We start from the raw sequence: 17,510 nt of genomic DNA on the forward strand, positions 1-17,510 counted from the left end.
ATGAAATGGGGACGGTGGAACTATACCCAAAAAATTAACAACAATGAATACAGATGATAGATATAGAATAAAGCTTTGGGGATACCTCAAAAAGCTATTTAAATCCAAGGGGGATAACATCTTGCTGATTGGCAAGATGTTATTGTTCACCTTGATGTCTAACGCTTTTATGGTGAGTACTTACGCTCAGACACCCCGCAAGGACAGCGGGGTGAATGGGCAGGTAAAATATGAACTGGTAGGGCAGGTGCTATCTGCAATTGACAATAGCCCAATGCCGGGGGTATCCATTCGTATCGAAGAGGAGAATATACAAATTAAAAGTTCAAAGGATGGGACTTTTAAAATGCTCGTCAACAACCAAAAGGGTAAAATCAAATTCTCCTTTGTTGGTTTCAAAAGCCAAGAACTCAATTATACCGCAGGAGTATCAATGACTGTTAAATTGATACCTGACGATAATAAACTCGAAGAAGTAAACGTGGTATCTACGGGATATCAGAAGATACCGAAAGAACGTGCAACAGGGAGTTTTGCTCAAGCAGATATGAATTATTACAATACGCGTCCCGCAACTACTGTTTTATCTAGATTGAAAGGACTTGTTAGTGGACTGCGCTTTAACAATGAAAAAGATATTTCTATAAGGGGGCAGAGCACAATATTTGCAAATGACCAACCTTTGATTGTTGTTGATGGATTTGCTTATAGTGGAGATATTAACATGCTCAATCCTGAAGATATCCTTTCTGTCGATGTACTCAAAGATGCGGCGGCTGCAAGTATATGGGGGGCTAGAGCAGGAAATGGTGTTATTGTAATATCAACTAAAAAGGGTGTTATTGGTCAACCTCCTGTAATTTCTTTTAATACTCGCATATCTATTTCATCAGTTCCTAATTTAAAATATGCTCCCAATTATATGGATGCAAAGACGTACTTATCCGCAGAAAAATTACTTTTTGATAGTGGACGGTATAATTCTGCTTTCGATGATACACAGAACTATCCGGTAATATCTCCCTATGTGCAACTACTTTATCAGGGACAAATGGCTGAAGCTGAACGTCTAAAAGAAACATTAACTGGTTACGATGTGAGAAAAGAAATATCATCTACCTTCTATAGAAACAAACTCCTCCAAAACTATGACCTTAATATCAGCGGAGGTTATGATAAAGGGCAATATTTCTCGTCGATAGGTTATAACAAGGATTTACAAACTTTAAATCACAACCACGGAAATCGGTTGACAATCAATATTTCAAATACCTTTTCAATTTCCGATCGTATTAAATGGACGTTGGGATTGAATTATATCAAATCAAAAAATGAATTAGATAATACGGTTTCAGAAGTTTTAAGTGGCAGTAGTTTTTATCCATATTCCCGCTTTCGGGACAGTGAAGGAAATGAAGTGCCTTACTATCCTTTGTTTAGTAGCACCTGGGTTGATGAGTTGGCTCCCCAAAAGAGTTTTTTGGACTGGAATTATTGGCCCATACAAGAATTGGGTCGTACAAAAAATGAGACTACAGCACATGATATTCGTGCTTATACATCGCTCAATCTGAAATTGCTGAAAGGACTTACTGCCGATATCAGCAGTCAGATGCAACAGAGCTTTTCTAATAATAATATTGTGGCTCCGCAAGAATCTTTCCTAGCCCGCAATATGACCAATCAGTATGCACAAATACTGGAAGGAAAGGTGGTGGGTTTTAATATTCCGATTGGAGGTATTGCAAATTTTTCAAAAGCACAGGTACGCTCAGCTAATCTCAGAGGGCAGTTAAATTATAATTTAGTTGGTAATGAATGGCGTCTTGATGCGTTATTAGGAACAGAGATCTCACAGACAAACCGTGCTTCGGACTATTTTAGGCTGTATGGCTACGATGCCGAAATATTAACTGCTCAACCTGTAGATTACCGATCGTATTTTACTCTTAATCCTTATGGCACTACTGCAGCGATTCCAAATTATAGTGGTCAGGGAAAGGGAATTTCTCGCTTTGTATCTTCCTTTTTTAATGGATCTTTTGCTTTTCGAGAACGCTATATTTTTTCACTCAGTGGTCGGGTAGACGGTTCAAATTATTTTGGAGTCAATGCAAACCAAAAGATGGTTCCACTTTGGTCTGTAGGTTCAAAATGGCGAGTATCGAAAGAATCTTTTTTCCAAAATGGAATATTTGACCAGTTTGATTTGAGAGCAACTTATGGCTATAGTGGTAATCTTGCATCTAATTTAACTGGTGTTACCACTTTACAATATAGAAGTAATGCGGGTTTTACAGGACTTCCTTATGCAACGATGGTCAATCTCGGAAATCCTGATCTCCGATGGGAGCGTATCGGTCAGGCTAATTTTGCTATAGATTTTCGTTTAGCAAACAAATGGCTGGAAGGAAGTCTGGAATATTATCTGAAAAATGGTAAAGATATGATTGGTGATAAACCATTTGCTCCCAGCAGTGGTGTATCCAATATGAGGGGTAACTATAGTACCATTTCTGGTGAGGGGTTGGATGTAAAATTAACCGCACATCTTGTTAATAGGAAGTCTTTGAGTGTGCGATCTGATTTTTACTTCAGCTACACTTATGATCAAGTAAAAGCATATGACATAGGTCGCACTTCTGTCATGTATTACACGGCGAATGACAACATCCCCCGTGTAGGATATCCTGTGCATAGTCTATACAGTTTCGAATGGGCGGGGCTTGACCCAGCTAATGGTGGCCCACGTATCAGGGATGTCGCAGGAAATATAAGTGGCGATTATAATGAGCTACTCAATAATCTACAGGCGGAGAACCTGATTTACGGAGGAATGACTCGCGCCAAGTATTTCGGTAGTTGGGTGAATCGTGTCCAGCTAAAAAATATTGAAGTAGGAGCGAGCATACTTTATAAATTGGGATATGTATTTCGTAAGCCGAGTTTATCTTATGCAGAGCTGACAAGTTCTAGTAAACTTACTGGACATGCTGAATTTGCAGATCGTTGGCAAGTGGTAGGTGACGACTTGAAAACAGATGTTCCCAGTTTTACTTATCCCGGAAACCAAAATCGAGATAATATCTATCAGTACAGCACGGTCAATGTGGGCAATGCTGCTCATTTTCGCCTGCAAGATGTATATGTTTCATACAAGCTTCAGCCTGACATAGGGGGGAGAAAGACACTTCTTCGATTACTTTGTCAGGTTGAGAATTTAGGCTTACTGTGGAAAGCGAATAGATGGGGCTATGATCCGGATTACATCTCTGGAAATGCCAGTACTTTGAGTACTTACCCGGCGCCGATGCAAATGACAATTGGTGTCTCTTTAACCTATTAAATATAGATGATATGAAAATAATATATGCTATAACAGCAGTCCTTTTATGCACAACAATAAGTTGTTCGAGTTCATGGCTCGAGGTAAAACCAGATCAGTCATTGGTTGTGCCTACGAGTGTTAAAGACCTTCAGGCTTGGTTAGACAATGTTTCTGAATTCAATCGATCTAGTTCTTTTGGAAACATGGAAGTTACAGCAGACAACCTATATCTTACTGATGCTACATACAATGCACTGAGTACAGTTGCGGCACGCAACATCTATTCATGGGCAAAAGGTGGAAATGATTTTTATGAAGGACAAGGAAGTGCAAGCTGGCACGATGCTTACGAGAAATTACTGCAGATAAATATCATAAACGAGGGGGTTAACAAGGTCAATAGAATGACTGATCCCGAAGGTTGGGATAATGTAAAAGGTAGCGCGTTATTCTATCGTGCATTTTACCATTATGCGCTATTATCTGAATTCTGTCAAGCGTACAGTGAGAATGATCTTTTAGGTATTCCGATCAAAAGTTCTGGAAATGTCAATGATAAAATGGTCCGTAGCTCAGTGAAGGCTAGTTATGATCACGTCGTCAACGATTTAAAAGATGCGGAGTCATTGTTGCCGGTCACAGCAATTAATAAAATGAGACCATCAAGAATGGCGGTATGGGCTATGCTCTCGAGGGTCTATCTTGCTATGTCGGATTATAGTACCGCTCTACATTATGCGCGGCTTTGTTTATCCAATAATGATGTATTGCTGGATTATAATAAATTAAATACGGCGGCTTCATTTCCATTTGACCGTTTTAATGCTGAGGTGATATTTTCGGTGTATATCGCAAATCCAGCAGTGCTGTCTCAGACTAATCACGTGATCGATAGTACACTTTATCGTTCTTATGCCGAAAATGACCTTCGCAAGCAATTATTTTTCCGTCTTAATGCTGGATTACCCCGTTTTAAAGGCGGATACTTTGGCGTCGCAAATTGTTTTGCAGGATTAGCTTTAGATGAGGTATATCTCAATGCAATTGAATGTTTGATACGGACCGAGCAATTGAATGATGCAATGATTTTGTTTAACAAATTCATGTCAACGCGTTGGAAGGTAGGTCAATATAGCGAAGTTGTTTTTAAAGATCTAAATATTGCATTATCACTTGTTCTGGAAGAAAGGCGTAAATCTCTATTGTTCCGATGTTTACGTCTGTCCGATATCAAGCGGCTTAATAAAACTTTGCAGCAGCAAGTTTTTATGAAAAGGAAAATCAACGGCGTGGAGATTACTTTAATGCCTAATGATCCTAAGTATGCTCTTCCAATTCCGCAAAAAGAGTTATTGATTAATGAAATGCCCCAAAACCCAAGATAATATGCGAAAAAAGATAATAATTTTATTTATAATACTTTGTCGCACTTTATTACTTGAAGCACAGAACAAATCAAATTTTACGATTCAATTGAAAGGATTTGATTCATACGACAAGGCAGTGGTTACTGTGCAGCATCTGGATGAACATGCCGATGTATTAAAAAATGAAACAGAACTGATTAATGGAAATATTTTTCCACTTGAGGGCGGAGTGGGAACCATCAAACTGGACCAAGTACCTAATAATTTTATATTAACCGTTAATTTATATTCGAGAGGAACTAGATATGGTTTAATTGCAAATTGGTTTGTGAATAATACCGACAGTATTGTTATTGAGGATAATGATTCAAAGCGTAATTTTGATCGTATTTCCATTAACGGACGTGGGTCGGCCCTATATGAATTGCAATATAAACTAGATGGAATAGTTGGAAATAGAATTACTTATCCAAACTATCCAACAACACTTGATTATTTTACCAGTGATTTTGCTCGATCATTTGGTTATGATCGAGCTGTTGATATGAATATTGAAGTTGGAAGGTTGATCAATGAAACTGGTTTCGATAGTAATTGTAAAAAATGGATGCTCACCAATATGTTTTATAAAATATATACTGCTTATTTTTTGAAGCCATTAATACTTTCTTTTGTATCAAATGATCTAGAGCGAACAAGAGCGATTAAAGATGTTTTCAATCAATTTAAATCTAATTATGGGAATGGTGCAGTTCTGGGAAACATGAAGCTATCGACAGACTATATGCTTTTTTATTTACTTTATTCAAAATTAGAGGCAACATTTTCAGAGGAGAACAAAGTAGAATATCAGTTACATAAGTTGCAAACTGACTTTAAAGGCGAATCTTTAGAAAAAATGGCTTATGCTTATCTATCCAGGACATTTTATCAAGTAAAAGGAGCTGACAGATTGAATATTTTGAATTGGATGATTTCAATAACAAAGTCACCGATGAGGTTGGCTAAGTTGGAAGAAATGAGGGCAATTGGGGCGGGGATGCCTTTTCCAGATTTTGAATTAACAGATTTAAAAGGTAAACAGTGGACAAAAAATGATCTATTGGGTAAAGTAGTTTTCTTTGATTTTTATTATACAGGTTGTGGAAATTGTGTTACTTATTTTAAAAACAAGGTTTCAAAAGCTGAAGAACATTTTAGGAAAAATGAAGATGTTGTTTTTGTGAGTGTAAGTATCGATAAAAATTTCGAAGTTTGGAGGAGCTCGGTCGAATCTGAAAAATATAATTCTGAACATAGTTTGAAACTATATACCAACGGAGAAGGTAATAATCATGTTCTTATAAAAAACCTTAGGATAAATGGGTATCCTTTTCCAATTTTGATGGGTAAGAATGGTCTAATTGAGACTTCGGATAATGTCAATTTAGGAATAGCTAGTTCCAGTGCCGAAACACTGATAAAAACCATAGAGAAAAGTTTGATTCATTAATACAAAAGCCGGAAGTATTATTTCCGGCTTTTGCAACCTAGTTCATAGGTTCTTGATATTCGCCATTTTCTGCACTATTGGGGACTATAGTGGCTGTCGAAGGTGGCGCTTGACCGACTACAGGATTTGCAGTACCAAGATTCCATTCTGCAGAACAATCTTTTTCCTGATTTTCCTGACATAACAGGTTTTCCTCATCTTGATAAATGAAATCAGCAGGATTAGTTGAAGGAATTCCGGTTTTATTATAAAAACGATGAACGCCCGCTAACTTTTTATCAGCTTTTGGTTTTTGTGTAAATGATTGCGTCAATGCCGCACCGCCTAATACAGCTACTCCAAGTAGCACTTTTGTGAAATTTTTTAATGAGGTTTTCATACCTTTAGTTTTAATTGTTTATAATTTTTGTTTTTTTTAGGGCGTAGATTCCGGCGATAAACCAGACCACATTAAAGATAATATGTGTTCTCCAGCCCATGGATTCGATCACACCTCCGCAATTACAGAGTTTTTTTTCAACAAAAGCGACCATTAGGGTCAGATAAAGTGCGAATATGCCCATCAAAAAGGTAGATGCATGTAGGGCAAAACGCTTTATCTTGTATACCGGGACAATCAATAGTACAGCCAGCAGGATTTCCAAAGAAGGAATGCCCCAGCCGATCAGTTCAGCATATTTTCCTAAATAAGGGATTTTGCTGTTTCCCCGGATAAATTCAGTGATAATTTGCAGCTTCGCAATTCCTGTATAGAAATATAAGAAAGCATAGCCATAAATAATCAAAGCAGGTATGCGAGGCTTGATCCACCGTGCACTCCGACGGATTAAACTACCGTTTTTTGTGGATGTTGCCGGGTGTACCTTGTTGCCCTTGTTGTTGATGATATGTTCCATTTGATTGCGTTGTGAATGTTTCTTCTATCCATGCAACGGAATAGTCAACTGTCGTTAACTGATTTCCTGTTTGCGGGTCTCACCCGCCTCTGGGGAAGACGGCAAATTTTTTCTTGTATTGTTTCATAACCTTGTTTTTTATTGGGCAGATCGGAAAAAATGATACTTTCACGGTTTCTTTCTACTTTTAAGTTGGATGGTAATGATCTCTTTCATCCGACCTGCTATTACAAATTTCAACAGCATTTTTTGTTATATTTTGGGAATTTGGACACTATGTTTTGGGTTTTTATGCCCAAATTATTGGGTATAAAAACCCAAATTATTGGGAAAATGCCTATTCTCTTTCGCGTATAAGTCGACGAAGCAACTCTTCACTGATCCCCATAAACTGGGCTAATTCTTTATGTTTGATATACTGGCGTATATCCGGATATTTGTCAAAGACAAAATCATATTTATCAGGATTGGGCAATGAGAGCAACTTTGCCCGATAGTCCAGATACTGTTGCTGTTTGTCCATCAGGCTGGCGTAGATCGGGAAAAGCTTTGGGTTTTTTGTATTAATCGTATATAGCTGTTTCCTTGTGGTCATGTAGGTCCGGCAGTCACTGAGTGCGATAAACTGATAGTCATGCCTGTGGTAGGGGATCATCAGCGATTCGCCATTAATGGCATACCTTACCGGACAGGTCTTTTCATACTTTCCAAATAAACCCTCGGCTATAAGATAGAGCTCTCCCCAGTTGTTGGTCAGGTACTCGCCCTTAACAAAGCGGATCTCCTCAAATGCATCCGTTAGTTCAGGTATGGCAGATACCCATTCTGCATGGATGTCTTTTAAAAAACTGGCTAAAATCTCTACCTTACTTTTCTTCATAATTAAGTATTGGCTGGTATTGAGCATAAAATAGACCCACAATTTATTAAACGATGTTTGCAAAATCAATTCTTGGGAAATAAAGGCATATGTAGGGACGAATCACCTTGATAGAGGGATGAATCCAAACATTTAGCGAGGGTATTTGGATGAAATATCGTTTTATCCCTCGATAAAGCAATATTTCCCAATTATTTTTTATTTAGAAAGCAACTTTCATATTTGTTCTGCTGGCCAGCAAAAAGGAGAAATAACTGCCCATTATGGCAACGGGATTGACCTGACCCGGATGGTTATAGGTCGTAAACGAAATAGACGATTATGGAAATCGAAATTCAAAAAATCGAGCCGGTAGTCTTTGAAGGAAGTTCAATCTTTGAGCTTTTTACTGAAGATACTCCACTAATTGATTTAGGTAGCGGCAAGTGCTGGCCTTCTTCATTTTAGTTAGGAGAAATGCTTTTCCCGAACCAGAGAGAAGCTGTCTTCTCTCTGGTTCATTGAATGATGCTATCCATATGCTGTAAACGATATGAAAGTACAAGAAAAACAAAATCTACACCGGTTGATGTGGCTGGCAAATGTCCAGCAGTTTTTTCAGGACAAACCGGTCTCCATCTTATGGGAGCATTATACCACTTGGATCAACAATCGGGATAATTTTGAAACATTATACCGCGAATTCCCTTTAAAAAGGTTGGGTCAATTGAATAAGGCCGGTGTTGAGCGGGCTGAAATCACTGGGATCTTGATCACCTTTCACTATGGTCCATACCGCCTGTTGCCCAAATTGCTGGTGCAAATGGGTTATCAGGTCACCTTACTGGTATCTGGGGCTGTATTGGAACGAGAGCTCAACTATTACCGATCGGAACTCGAGGATGCCGGAATGTTACAAAATCAACTGGAATGTATTGATGCAAATGAGGCAAACTCACTCCGACATATCCTGCGGGCTATTCAACATAAACGCTTGGTGTTGATGTTCCTTGATGCTGATGAAGGGGTGGGAAAAGAGAAGGAGGGCATCGGTGAACATAAACTGGCTGTTCCTTTTGGGAGCCACTTCTTTTACTGGCGGACCAATATTTTTAAACTGGCGTGCCGTTTCGGAATTTCTGTGCACTGCACTTTTATGAAGCGGGCAAATAACGCAGTCCAATGGCAAATAGCACCTTTTATGAAAATTATGGAGACTGCGAAAGGACAGGGAGAAGAAATCATGATGGGCGCATTTTCCGCGCTGCAGATGGCATTTCACCAGATGATGCAGCAGGGATGGATCTATTGGGAAAACTGGGCCTTTATACATCAGTCCAATGGAAGTACAGCTATTGATAAAAGAGGTATTACGGCAAAAGGAAGCTCGCTGGCACCGTTCGAATATAATCGTAAAAAATATTTATTTGACATAAAGAACAGACAATTCTTCGAAGTATCGCCTTGTTTTACTGATAGTTAATTATTATGTTTGAGTTAACCTTTTGTAAAATGAATATTCAATCAATCCTAACATCAATCCAGCATAGTCTTTTGAAGCGTATGGCTATCTGTCTGTTAATCTTATTACTGGGCTTGACGATTGTCAATTTCGGTAAGCTCCATCTTTTTACACCACTGACTTTTACCGTCTATGTACTGCCTTTTATGCTCTTCTTTTCAGCCATGTACATCTGTTATCGAATCGCACTAGCTAAGGGTAGGTTTTGGTTTGTCTGGTGCTTGTTGCTTTTGCTGTGCGTGGCGATGACCTATAGGTGTGTCAAGTACTATTATTATGACCTGGTACCGCTGTTTTTCGACGGATTTACCAGCGACTGGAAACCAGAACATCGAACCGAGCTGCTTTCTCGTATTAGTAGTGGTCTGCTTTTCTTTGTTGTGATCGCGGCGGCCGACTATTTTGCTTGGGCACATTGCTATACATACGCGCTTTCCAAAAAAGTACGCGCACAGCTGCACAGCATGTCCGATGTGCAATTGCTGTCCGGTCATTTTATGAGACGGCTGTACAATATTGTCCGTGTCCAGCCCAAATCTGTTCAGAGCGAAAGCCTGGATTTTTTTCAGTATGTGACCGATAAAATAGCTAAGCCTACCGTATTGGTTCCTTTGAAAGAGGAATGGCATTACTCAATGTTATTGGTATCCTATAGCACGGACCGCAGTTTTATGGTCGAAGGGGATGAATTGCTGGATCGGAGAATGTGGAACAGATCTGTGCCCACCCTGTCTATGATGACCTGGATTGAAAATGCCATTGCTTATAGTCCCTGTGATCCGGTAGAACCGATTGTCATCCGTTGGATCAGAACACAACACGGAATGCAGCTCCAGATTAAAAATTGTATATCCTCGGCAGATCTGCAGCATGGGACAGGTAAAGGATTACAACTTGTTAATAGGCTTTATGAGCAGATGAACAATCACTTTATTGAACTGGAGTATGCTCTTTATGATCAGAAATACTTTGTTATTAAATTAACCTTTAAATCTTAATAGAATGGCCAAATATGATGTCATGATTATCGATGATGATTTATTCGATATTCGAAAAGCTGAAAAAGCATTAAGGGGAATTCCGCAGATGGGAGAAGTGAAGAGTTATACGAAAGCCATTGATGGTTTTAATGCTATAATTGACAATCCTCCTGATGTCTTATTGCTGGACGTTGAAATGCCCGACATGTCCGGACTGGACCTTTATCTTACTTTACCTGTTGATAAAAGGCCGCCAGTTATTCTGTACACCAAAACAGAAAAATATAGCTACAAAGGCATTAAAATGGCTGTTGCAGATTATCTGATCAAACCTGTCAGTTTTCCGGATTTGTACATTGCTTTTAAGCGCGCCCTGGAGCAGAAAAATATCACGGTTAAGATTGATTTGGAAATAGAACCGAGTGGACAGTGGTTCAAATTTAAAAACACAGACCGTTTTATTAAATTCAGTGATGTGGTCGCAATTGCGTCTATCAAAAATTATGTCATCTTTCATTTACGTCAAGCAGAGGAGGACTTTGAGTACCGCCTTACGATGGAACAGGCAGAACAACTTGTGCCAAAGAGAACCTTCGTAAGGGTGCACCGCGGTTTTATTGTCAACACTGATTTTACAACAAAGATAGTTGATAAAACGTTTGTACTGCCGGACCGGCCGGATCTGCAGCTTAAAGTAAGTGATGTAGGGTTAAAACGACTGTATAATATAAATTGATGGGCTTACTATTATAAATCTAAATATATAACTATGCGTAAAAATCACCATTTAAGGGGCTTTCTCATAAGCCCAGGGTACTCCTATGCCCAAAAATTAATTTTGTTGGAGCTCCTAGCTACCAAGCGTAAGCTTGCGGCATATCTTGAACTTCGGGAGCAGATGGAGGAGGACAACTTGCTGCTGCGGGATGCGGACTATGTCAAATCTTACGTGGGTATTTCAACCGAAACGCTCTACCGTCTACAACGGGACGGGTATATCTGCGTGGCCAAACGTACCCGAAACAAACGCTATTACCGCGATGTGGATGTGGAGCGTCTGCGAAATAGTTACCGTGGATAGTACTAATGGAGCGCCCGATCTTTTGCTATTCTGAACTACATGTTGTCATTCGTCTCTCTTTTTTTGAGGGACGAATTTTTTGAAATAGAACCTCGTCAATCATGATGTGCAGATCAATGTAAAATCCTATAGGAAGCCGTAGTTTTTACCTGACATTTAAATTTTATACGTGATATCCATCTTTTTGCGAACTATTCATCGAGTTGATGAGTTCTAATCGCAGTTAGTTGGAAGAGTTCTGATCTAACGTTATTTGTTACCTAAAACGATACGATTATGGCTAGTAGAAACAAATCGGGCGAAATGCCAAATGCACATTTACATGAGTTATTTGTCGATGAACTAAAAGACATCCTCGGTGCGGAGAGACAATTGCTCAAAGGACTAAAAAAGTTATCAGACGGAGCCCATAGTGATACGCTGAAAGAAGCTTTTAAAACGCACTATAAGCAGACCGAAGGCCAGATAGAACGGTTAAAATCGGTATTCTCCAGTTTAGATCTGACCGCAAGGGGCAAAAAGTGTAAAGCTATGGAAGGCCTTTTGAACGAGGCTGAAGAAATTATGGAAGAATTCCAGGATAGTCCAGAAGTGTTAGATGCAGCGTTGATCTGTGCTGCTCAAAAAGTGGAGCACTACGAAATAGCAAGTTACGGTTGTCTGGTCACTTATGCCAGACTGATGGAACATACGGAAGCAGAAGAGCTTTTGGCTGCTACACTGGCCGAAGAGAAAGAAACAGATGTTTTACTGACCGAAATTGCCATGGATGAAGCCAATGTGGGAGAGGCTCAATAAAAGGTACGGATTCAATAGTCAAAATATCAAAGCTGGTTCTTAGGAGCCAGCTTTTTTTCGTTTTAGACGCTAGCGGTTGACCACTTCCATCATCTTTTCTTTACAGCGGGTTGATATGGATGATCTATTGACCAGACAAAACACAAAAAATCTCCAAACGACGATGGTCAGACCATCGTCTTGGAGTATTAAATATAGAAGCTACGTATATGCTGAGTTAAGTAGAATAACAGAGACCCTGTTCATCATGACAGGACTGCGGTTTACTTATGAAGTAGGTGGGATGACACCATTAGATGATTCTGTCGAATTGGAATCGCGATATTGGATCATGCTTGTATCCGGCATCATGGTATCTCGCTGCATGGTGGTATCCGTAGACATACTGTCCACATTATTTACATTATGATTCGTACTGTTGCCGCAGGCTGATGCTAAAATTATACCCATTATAGCACCAAATAAGAATTTCATTTTTTTCATGATTGTCTATTTTAGTTTAACCTTGTTAAGTGTTTTATTTAGTTTTGTGATCTTTTGGACTTTTTTTATAGATCTGATTGCCTTAGCCTGTGATATCGTATCAATTGATCTGATAAATTTTCAATTTTCCCTGCAATGTTTTTCGAATCACATGGATCCGGGATTTAATGGTTCCTTCGGGAAGATCATAGACCTCCGCTATTTCCTGATATTTGTAACCATCCAAGTACATGCGAAATATTTCGGCATTGTCCTCTGACAAGCTTTCAAATGCCTTGTTGATATCATCATGGATCATCTTATTTTCGATTTGATTGATCGATACTCCACCGAAATAATCGGTATGTGCATATTCTTCATAGATGGTATTTTTTCGCTTTTCGCGGCGGTATTGGTTGATGTAGATATTTTTCATAATGACATAAAGCCAAGTCATTAATTTAGGATCATGGATAAAATTATGAATAGATTTTAGTGCTCTGATGAAGGTTTCCTGCACCAGATCCTGTTTTTCATCATAATCGGATGTAAATTGACTCGCAAAATGGTTGAGTTGTTGTCTTTTTTCCGTGAACAAGACATTTAAATCTTTATTTTCCATAAAATCTATTTAAAAAATCTCTTCTTTAATTAACTAATAAACTCTGATCTGTTATTAAAACGCAATATCGACGCGATTAGTTTCGTGAATGTAAAGGCTTGACTGGGGTATAAATGAGCTATACGTATTAAGTGCGTCAAGTCATTTTATTTTAAAAGCTGTAGTATTTCAGCTACAAAAGTGTTTTTAGTGTATTTTGAGATGGCAATTTTATGATTATGATGCGGATGTAAATGGGTGTTTATTTTTTATAAATAGGCATTTGCCACATATGTGGTATGACACATAAAATCAGCATTTTACGTGTGAAAACACCTGTTGGCTGTGTGTTAAGTACCCTAATCATTTTTTTATTGAACGATTGTGAGTAGAGATTGATTCTTAAAGTATAACATATGAAACAATATCACTCACTTAAAAAAAACAAGATGGAAAATTTAGAAAACAAAAATCTTAAAGAAGGGGAAACAACGAAAAAGATTGAAGAGAAAACTGCTCAAATACCTTCTAAAGTGTATTTATGTGCGGCCATCACGGCTATGGTCGGTGCAGCAGCATTGAAATGTGTGGGTCATAAACATACCGCACTATTTGTGGGACAGTGGGTCGCTCCATTTTTACTATTCGGTATTTATAATAAAATTGTAAAAACCCAGGGCCACGATCAGCAAGACCAGAATTCTTAAAAAAATTTATTCTAAAGAAGATAGAGAGCAAGATTACTTTTAAATTTTAACATTATGATCAGAAATTTGAAACTATGCGGCATATTTCTAGGAATTATTGCCCTTCTCGCTTTTAAACAGCAAAATGCAGAACAGGAATTTATTAGCAAAGCGTATATGTCCAACCAGTATGAAATTGCTGTTGCGAAATTAGCCAGTGAAAAATCAAAAAATGATGCGGTAAAGACCTATGCCAGTATGTTGATTGATGATCACCAAAAACAAATCGGTGACCTTCAAAAAATGGCAACTGCGCAGGGCATGACCTTGGTCGATGGACTGGATGCCGACCATCAAAAGCAATGGGACAAGGTAAATGGTGCGGACAGTACCAGCTTTGATCGCACTTTTAAAGATGACGCTATCGCTTCTCATCAAAAAGCCATTGCGCTATTTGAGGATGCAAGTAAAAATGAAAACATCAAAAATGTAGAACTTAAAAATTGGATCATTGGTACTTTACCAGGACTTAAAGCCCATCTAGACCAAGCTCGTGTTCTAGTTGCTGAGGACATGACAGAAACTGCCGTTAGTATCCCACCTCATACACTGGGCAGCATAAACAAGTAAGAACATAACAAATATTTGAAGTCATGAACTTCATAATATAATAGATCACGTTAAGTTAGATATCATAAATTGTATGCTAACTTAACGTGATTTTTTTACATATGACCTGATCGGTCAGATTGTTAACATCCGCGACATGATCCATTTCATCTCATCATCAGGAGCTACATCATGTTGTGATCGCTGAGGCTAATTCAATGGGTCGATCGGGTCTATTAAATCATCTCGATCCCGACCGTGAGTTTCATCCCTTGAATATTCCTCCAGGTCGCTTTCTTGATGTTCCTGATGACGTTCTGGTTTAGCATTTGGATCTTCTAATTCGGGATCCGGGTTGGTCAGAGTGCTGTCATCATCTTCGTCCGTGTCATGGTTGGAGGAGCGGTCTGGATCTTGGTTATCAAATTGACCTGGATTGACCATCATTGCTGCCACGATAAGACCTAGTCCTTTGTTGGCGGTTTCTGCATGTAAGTTCATAGTTTTTATTTTTAAGGGTCTGATTTATTATAAGAACAGCTCCGCACAACAAATAGTTGAGCCGTAAAATACCCGAAAAAAGGAACAAGTACGCAATGACTCCCTTCATTGGCTTATTTGAGAATAAAATAATGCTGCAACACTAAATGGAACAAAAAGTGGGAATTGATCCATGTGTAAAACGAACAATGATCCTATACGATGATTTATTGTCCGTATATGGGAAGTAATTCAGATGAGTGAAGATGGTGGACAATATGGTTACGTAGACTAGGCTACTGTGGTCACTTCACACCAGGTAAGATTAAATCTTTATGGTCGATTTTCATGGATTTGATCTAAAAGGAAATAAAAGGTAGTACCCACTCCCTTTTGACTTTGCACTTGAATGGTCGAGTTATGAGATTTAATGATCTCCGATACAATATAGAGACCTATTCCGAATCCTGAAATGTGATTCGTCTGCTCGCTATCTACCCGATAAAAACGGTTAAATAATTTCTTCTGATTAGCCAGATCGATCCCGATCCCTTCATCTTGCACATACAATCTGATTTTTTTACCGAGGTCCTCACATCCAAGGGTAATGGTTCCGCCATCAGGTGAATATTTGATGGCATTGGAAAGCAGATTCATAAACACCTGTCCGATCTTATCTCGATCAGCCATAATCGTGATATTGCTTTCGCACTGGAATCTAATATGGTGTTTTTTAATCAAGAGTTCTGCTTCATTTTTAATTTCCTCAAATAAAGTGAGCAGCGAAATGGGTTCTATAACGACCTGCAATTTTCCTTCTTCGATTCTGGCCAAACTCAAAAAATCTCGGATCAAGGAAGTCATCTTTTTAGTCTGATTTTCGATTTTTGCAGTCATCTGTAACCCCATATCATCGTTGTTATCATTAAATTTTTGCTGCAGGATCTGTGTAAATAACAACACGGAGGTAAGCGGCGTTTTTAGTTCATGACTGACCATGGAGATAAAATCATTTTTACGTCTTTCCTCGAGCTTTTTATCTGTGATATCACGCGCTATTTTCGAGATTCCAACTATCGTACCTTGATTATTTCTGATGGGGGAAAACGTTAGTGAAACATCTACTATTTGACCTGATTTCGTTAATCGTTTGGTTTCAAAATGCTTCAACGATTCACCATTGCGTAGCCTCACTAAAATATAATCTTCCTCATCTTTAAGCTCATTTGGTAGGAGTTGTATATTAGATTGACCGATCATTTCAGCTGCTGTAAATCCAAAGAGCTCTTGGGCAGCATTATTCCAACTGCTGATGATTCCGTCCAATGACTTTCCAATAATCGCATCATTGGAAGAGTTGACAATGGCAACAAGTTCATTATTTTTAGTTTCCGCTACTTTCAGATCGGTTATATCAAGCACCGAACCAATAATGCGTCGCAGCTGCTGTCCGGCATTAAAATGAGTGGAGCCTTGTACTTTAATCCAACAGGTCGTTTTCAGCTTATTGCGAATAATTCGACAGATAAAATTAAATGGTCTTTCTGAGCGATCATCTTTTAATTTTTCAATCTTGAGGTTAATTTCTCTACGATCCGCGGGATGGACCAGCTCCAGAATGTGATCCGGGTCTAATATATCATCTTCTAAATTCAGTATCGATCTGGTCTCTGCGGATAAATATATTTTTCCCGCCTCCATATCCCAGTCCCAAGTGCCTAACTCTGTTGCTTCGATGGCGAGTCTCAACCTTTCTTCGCTTTTCTTCAGTAATAGCATTAGCTTATTTTTCCGCTCTTCTTCTCTCACTAATGCGGTAATGTCTTTCGTAAAGCACCGGGAATGTATAAATTCGCCATTTATAAAAAGTCCATTTGAACTGATCACCACATATTTCAACGATCCATCTTTGCATTTTAATATCGCTGGATAATCGCTTAGTGTTTCATGATTGAGCAGGCGCTTCAGTATTTCTTGAATGATGTCGGCATCATAATGAAAATCTGTGATGGACTTACCCAGGTATTCATCCATTCGGTAACCTAGCAAATTCAGCTCGGCTTGATTTGCCCAGATAATTATGCCATCTCCATTGACCCAGTGGAGGGGTACTGCTCCATGCTCTATGAAATCCGAGAGTTGTGCAACTCGATCTTTCAACTCCTCATTTTCTTTTTCCAGAGTTGTTATGTATTCAGGTGTTTGACTAGGCTCCATGCTGATAAATACTATTTTATTAATAGAAATAGAGGATCACGAATAGTAAAAATACTATTCATAATGATATTAAACGAATAATATTTTATTAAATTATCAATCAGAAGGAAATTGATCGCTGAATGGTGAATC

17 protein-coding genes are annotated in these 17,510 nt (G+C 38.7%); 10 read left to right on the forward strand and 7 right to left on the reverse strand.

The features are described 5' to 3' along the window. Positions 1-43: 43 nt before the first annotated feature. The 3 genes from B3P23_RS10275 to B3P23_RS10285 are packed head-to-tail and all read left to right on the forward strand — an operon-like array spanning position 44 to position 6,187. Complete coding sequence (locus B3P23_RS10275) at positions 44-3,346, forward strand: SusC/RagA family TonB-linked outer membrane protein (protein WP_293925697.1); 3,303 nt, start codon at positions 44-46, stop codon at positions 3,344-3,346. 11 nt (positions 3,347-3,357) lie between these two features. Further along, positions 3,358-4,713 carry a RagB/SusD family nutrient uptake outer membrane protein gene (locus B3P23_RS10280; protein WP_293925699.1) on the forward strand — a complete coding sequence of 452 codons (1,356 nt, stop codon included), beginning with the start codon at positions 3,358-3,360 and terminating at the stop codon, positions 4,711-4,713. 1 nt (position 4,714) lies between these two features. Next, positions 4,715-6,187: a TlpA family protein disulfide reductase gene (locus B3P23_RS10285; RefSeq protein ID WP_293925700.1), complete on the forward strand. Its 1,473-nt coding sequence runs from the start codon at positions 4,715-4,717 to the stop codon at positions 6,185-6,187. A 37-nt stretch (positions 6,188-6,224) separates the two neighbouring features. Here B3P23_RS10285 and B3P23_RS10290 read toward each other — a convergent pair whose 3' ends face one another. The 3 genes from B3P23_RS10290 to B3P23_RS10300 form a co-directional block, all read right to left on the reverse strand. Continuing rightward, a complete protein-coding gene (locus B3P23_RS10290) occupies positions 6,225-6,566 on the reverse strand; it encodes a hypothetical protein (protein WP_293925702.1) in 342 nt (113 codons plus the stop codon). A gap of 10 nt (positions 6,567-6,576) precedes the next feature. Beyond that, positions 6,577-7,083 carry a MauE/DoxX family redox-associated membrane protein gene (locus B3P23_RS10295; protein WP_293925703.1) on the reverse strand — a complete coding sequence of 169 codons (507 nt, stop codon included), beginning with the start codon at positions 7,081-7,083 and terminating at the stop codon, positions 6,577-6,579. 337 nt (positions 7,084-7,420) lie between these two features. After that, positions 7,421-8,026, reverse strand: a complete 606-nt coding sequence (locus tag B3P23_RS10300) for a hypothetical protein (RefSeq protein WP_293925705.1) — start codon at positions 8,024-8,026, stop codon at positions 7,421-7,423. 469 nt (positions 8,027-8,495) lie between these two features. Between B3P23_RS10300 and B3P23_RS10305 the strand changes: the two genes are divergently transcribed. The 5 genes from B3P23_RS10305 to B3P23_RS10325 all read left to right on the forward strand — a co-directional run bounded on the left by B3P23_RS10305 (position 8,496) and on the right by B3P23_RS10325 (position 12,323). After that, on the forward strand, positions 8,496-9,425 hold the full coding sequence (locus tag B3P23_RS10305) for a hypothetical protein (RefSeq protein WP_293925707.1): 930 nt from the start codon (positions 8,496-8,498) through the stop codon (positions 9,423-9,425). 29 nt (positions 9,426-9,454) lie between these two features. After that, the gene (locus tag B3P23_RS10310) at positions 9,455-10,462 is read left to right on the forward strand and encodes a hypothetical protein (protein ID WP_293925708.1); all 1,008 of its coding nucleotides are present in this window, start codon (positions 9,455-9,457) and stop codon (positions 10,460-10,462) included. Between the two features lie 4 nt (positions 10,463-10,466). Next, positions 10,467-11,180 carry a LytR/AlgR family response regulator transcription factor gene (locus tag B3P23_RS10315; RefSeq protein WP_293925710.1) on the forward strand — a complete coding sequence of 238 codons (714 nt, stop codon included), beginning with the start codon at positions 10,467-10,469 and terminating at the stop codon, positions 11,178-11,180. Positions 11,181-11,213: 33 nt separating this feature from the next. Beyond that, the gene (locus B3P23_RS10320; protein WP_293925711.1) at positions 11,214-11,525 is read left to right on the forward strand and encodes a MerR family transcriptional regulator; all 312 of its coding nucleotides are present in this window, start codon (positions 11,214-11,216) and stop codon (positions 11,523-11,525) included. 276 nt (positions 11,526-11,801) lie between these two features. Further along, positions 11,802-12,323, forward strand: a complete 522-nt coding sequence (locus B3P23_RS10325; protein ID WP_052627616.1) for a ferritin-like domain-containing protein — start codon at positions 11,802-11,804, stop codon at positions 12,321-12,323. A gap of 267 nt (positions 12,324-12,590) precedes the next feature. On the opposite strand, the gene B3P23_RS10330 is transcribed toward B3P23_RS10325, so the two are convergent. Further along, entirely contained in the window at positions 12,591-12,806 is a 216-nt protein-coding gene (locus tag B3P23_RS10330; RefSeq protein WP_293925713.1) for a hypothetical protein, read from the reverse strand. 100 nt (positions 12,807-12,906) lie between these two features. Beyond that, positions 12,907-13,407, reverse strand: coding sequence for an RNA polymerase sigma factor (locus B3P23_RS10335; protein ID WP_293925715.1), 501 nt, complete (start codon positions 13,405-13,407; stop codon positions 12,907-12,909). Positions 13,408-13,802: 395 nt separating this feature from the next. Here B3P23_RS10335 and B3P23_RS10340 point away from each other — a divergent pair, with 395 nt between their 5' ends. Beyond that, positions 13,803-14,093 (forward strand): hypothetical protein, encoded by a 291-nt coding sequence (locus tag B3P23_RS10340; RefSeq protein WP_293925717.1) that lies wholly within the window; start codon positions 13,803-13,805, stop codon positions 14,091-14,093. A gap of 54 nt (positions 14,094-14,147) precedes the next feature. After that, entirely contained in the window at positions 14,148-14,702 is a 555-nt protein-coding gene (locus tag B3P23_RS10345; RefSeq protein ID WP_293925719.1) for a DUF4142 domain-containing protein, read from the forward strand. A gap of 189 nt (positions 14,703-14,891) precedes the next feature. On the opposite strand, the gene B3P23_RS10350 is transcribed toward B3P23_RS10345, so the two are convergent. Both B3P23_RS10350 and B3P23_RS10355 read right to left on the reverse strand, forming a co-directional pair. Further along, positions 14,892-15,182 (reverse strand): hypothetical protein, encoded by a 291-nt coding sequence (locus tag B3P23_RS10350; protein ID WP_293925720.1) that lies wholly within the window; start codon positions 15,180-15,182, stop codon positions 14,892-14,894. A 312-nt stretch (positions 15,183-15,494) separates the two neighbouring features. Continuing rightward, positions 15,495-17,378, reverse strand: coding sequence for a PAS domain-containing sensor histidine kinase (locus B3P23_RS10355; protein WP_293925722.1), 1,884 nt, complete (start codon positions 17,376-17,378; stop codon positions 15,495-15,497). Positions 17,379-17,510 lie beyond the last annotated feature (132 nt).

The organism is Sphingobacterium sp. UBA6320 (genome assembly GCF_002440335.1).
GTDB lineage: Bacteria > Bacteroidota > Bacteroidia > Sphingobacteriales > Sphingobacteriaceae > Sphingobacterium.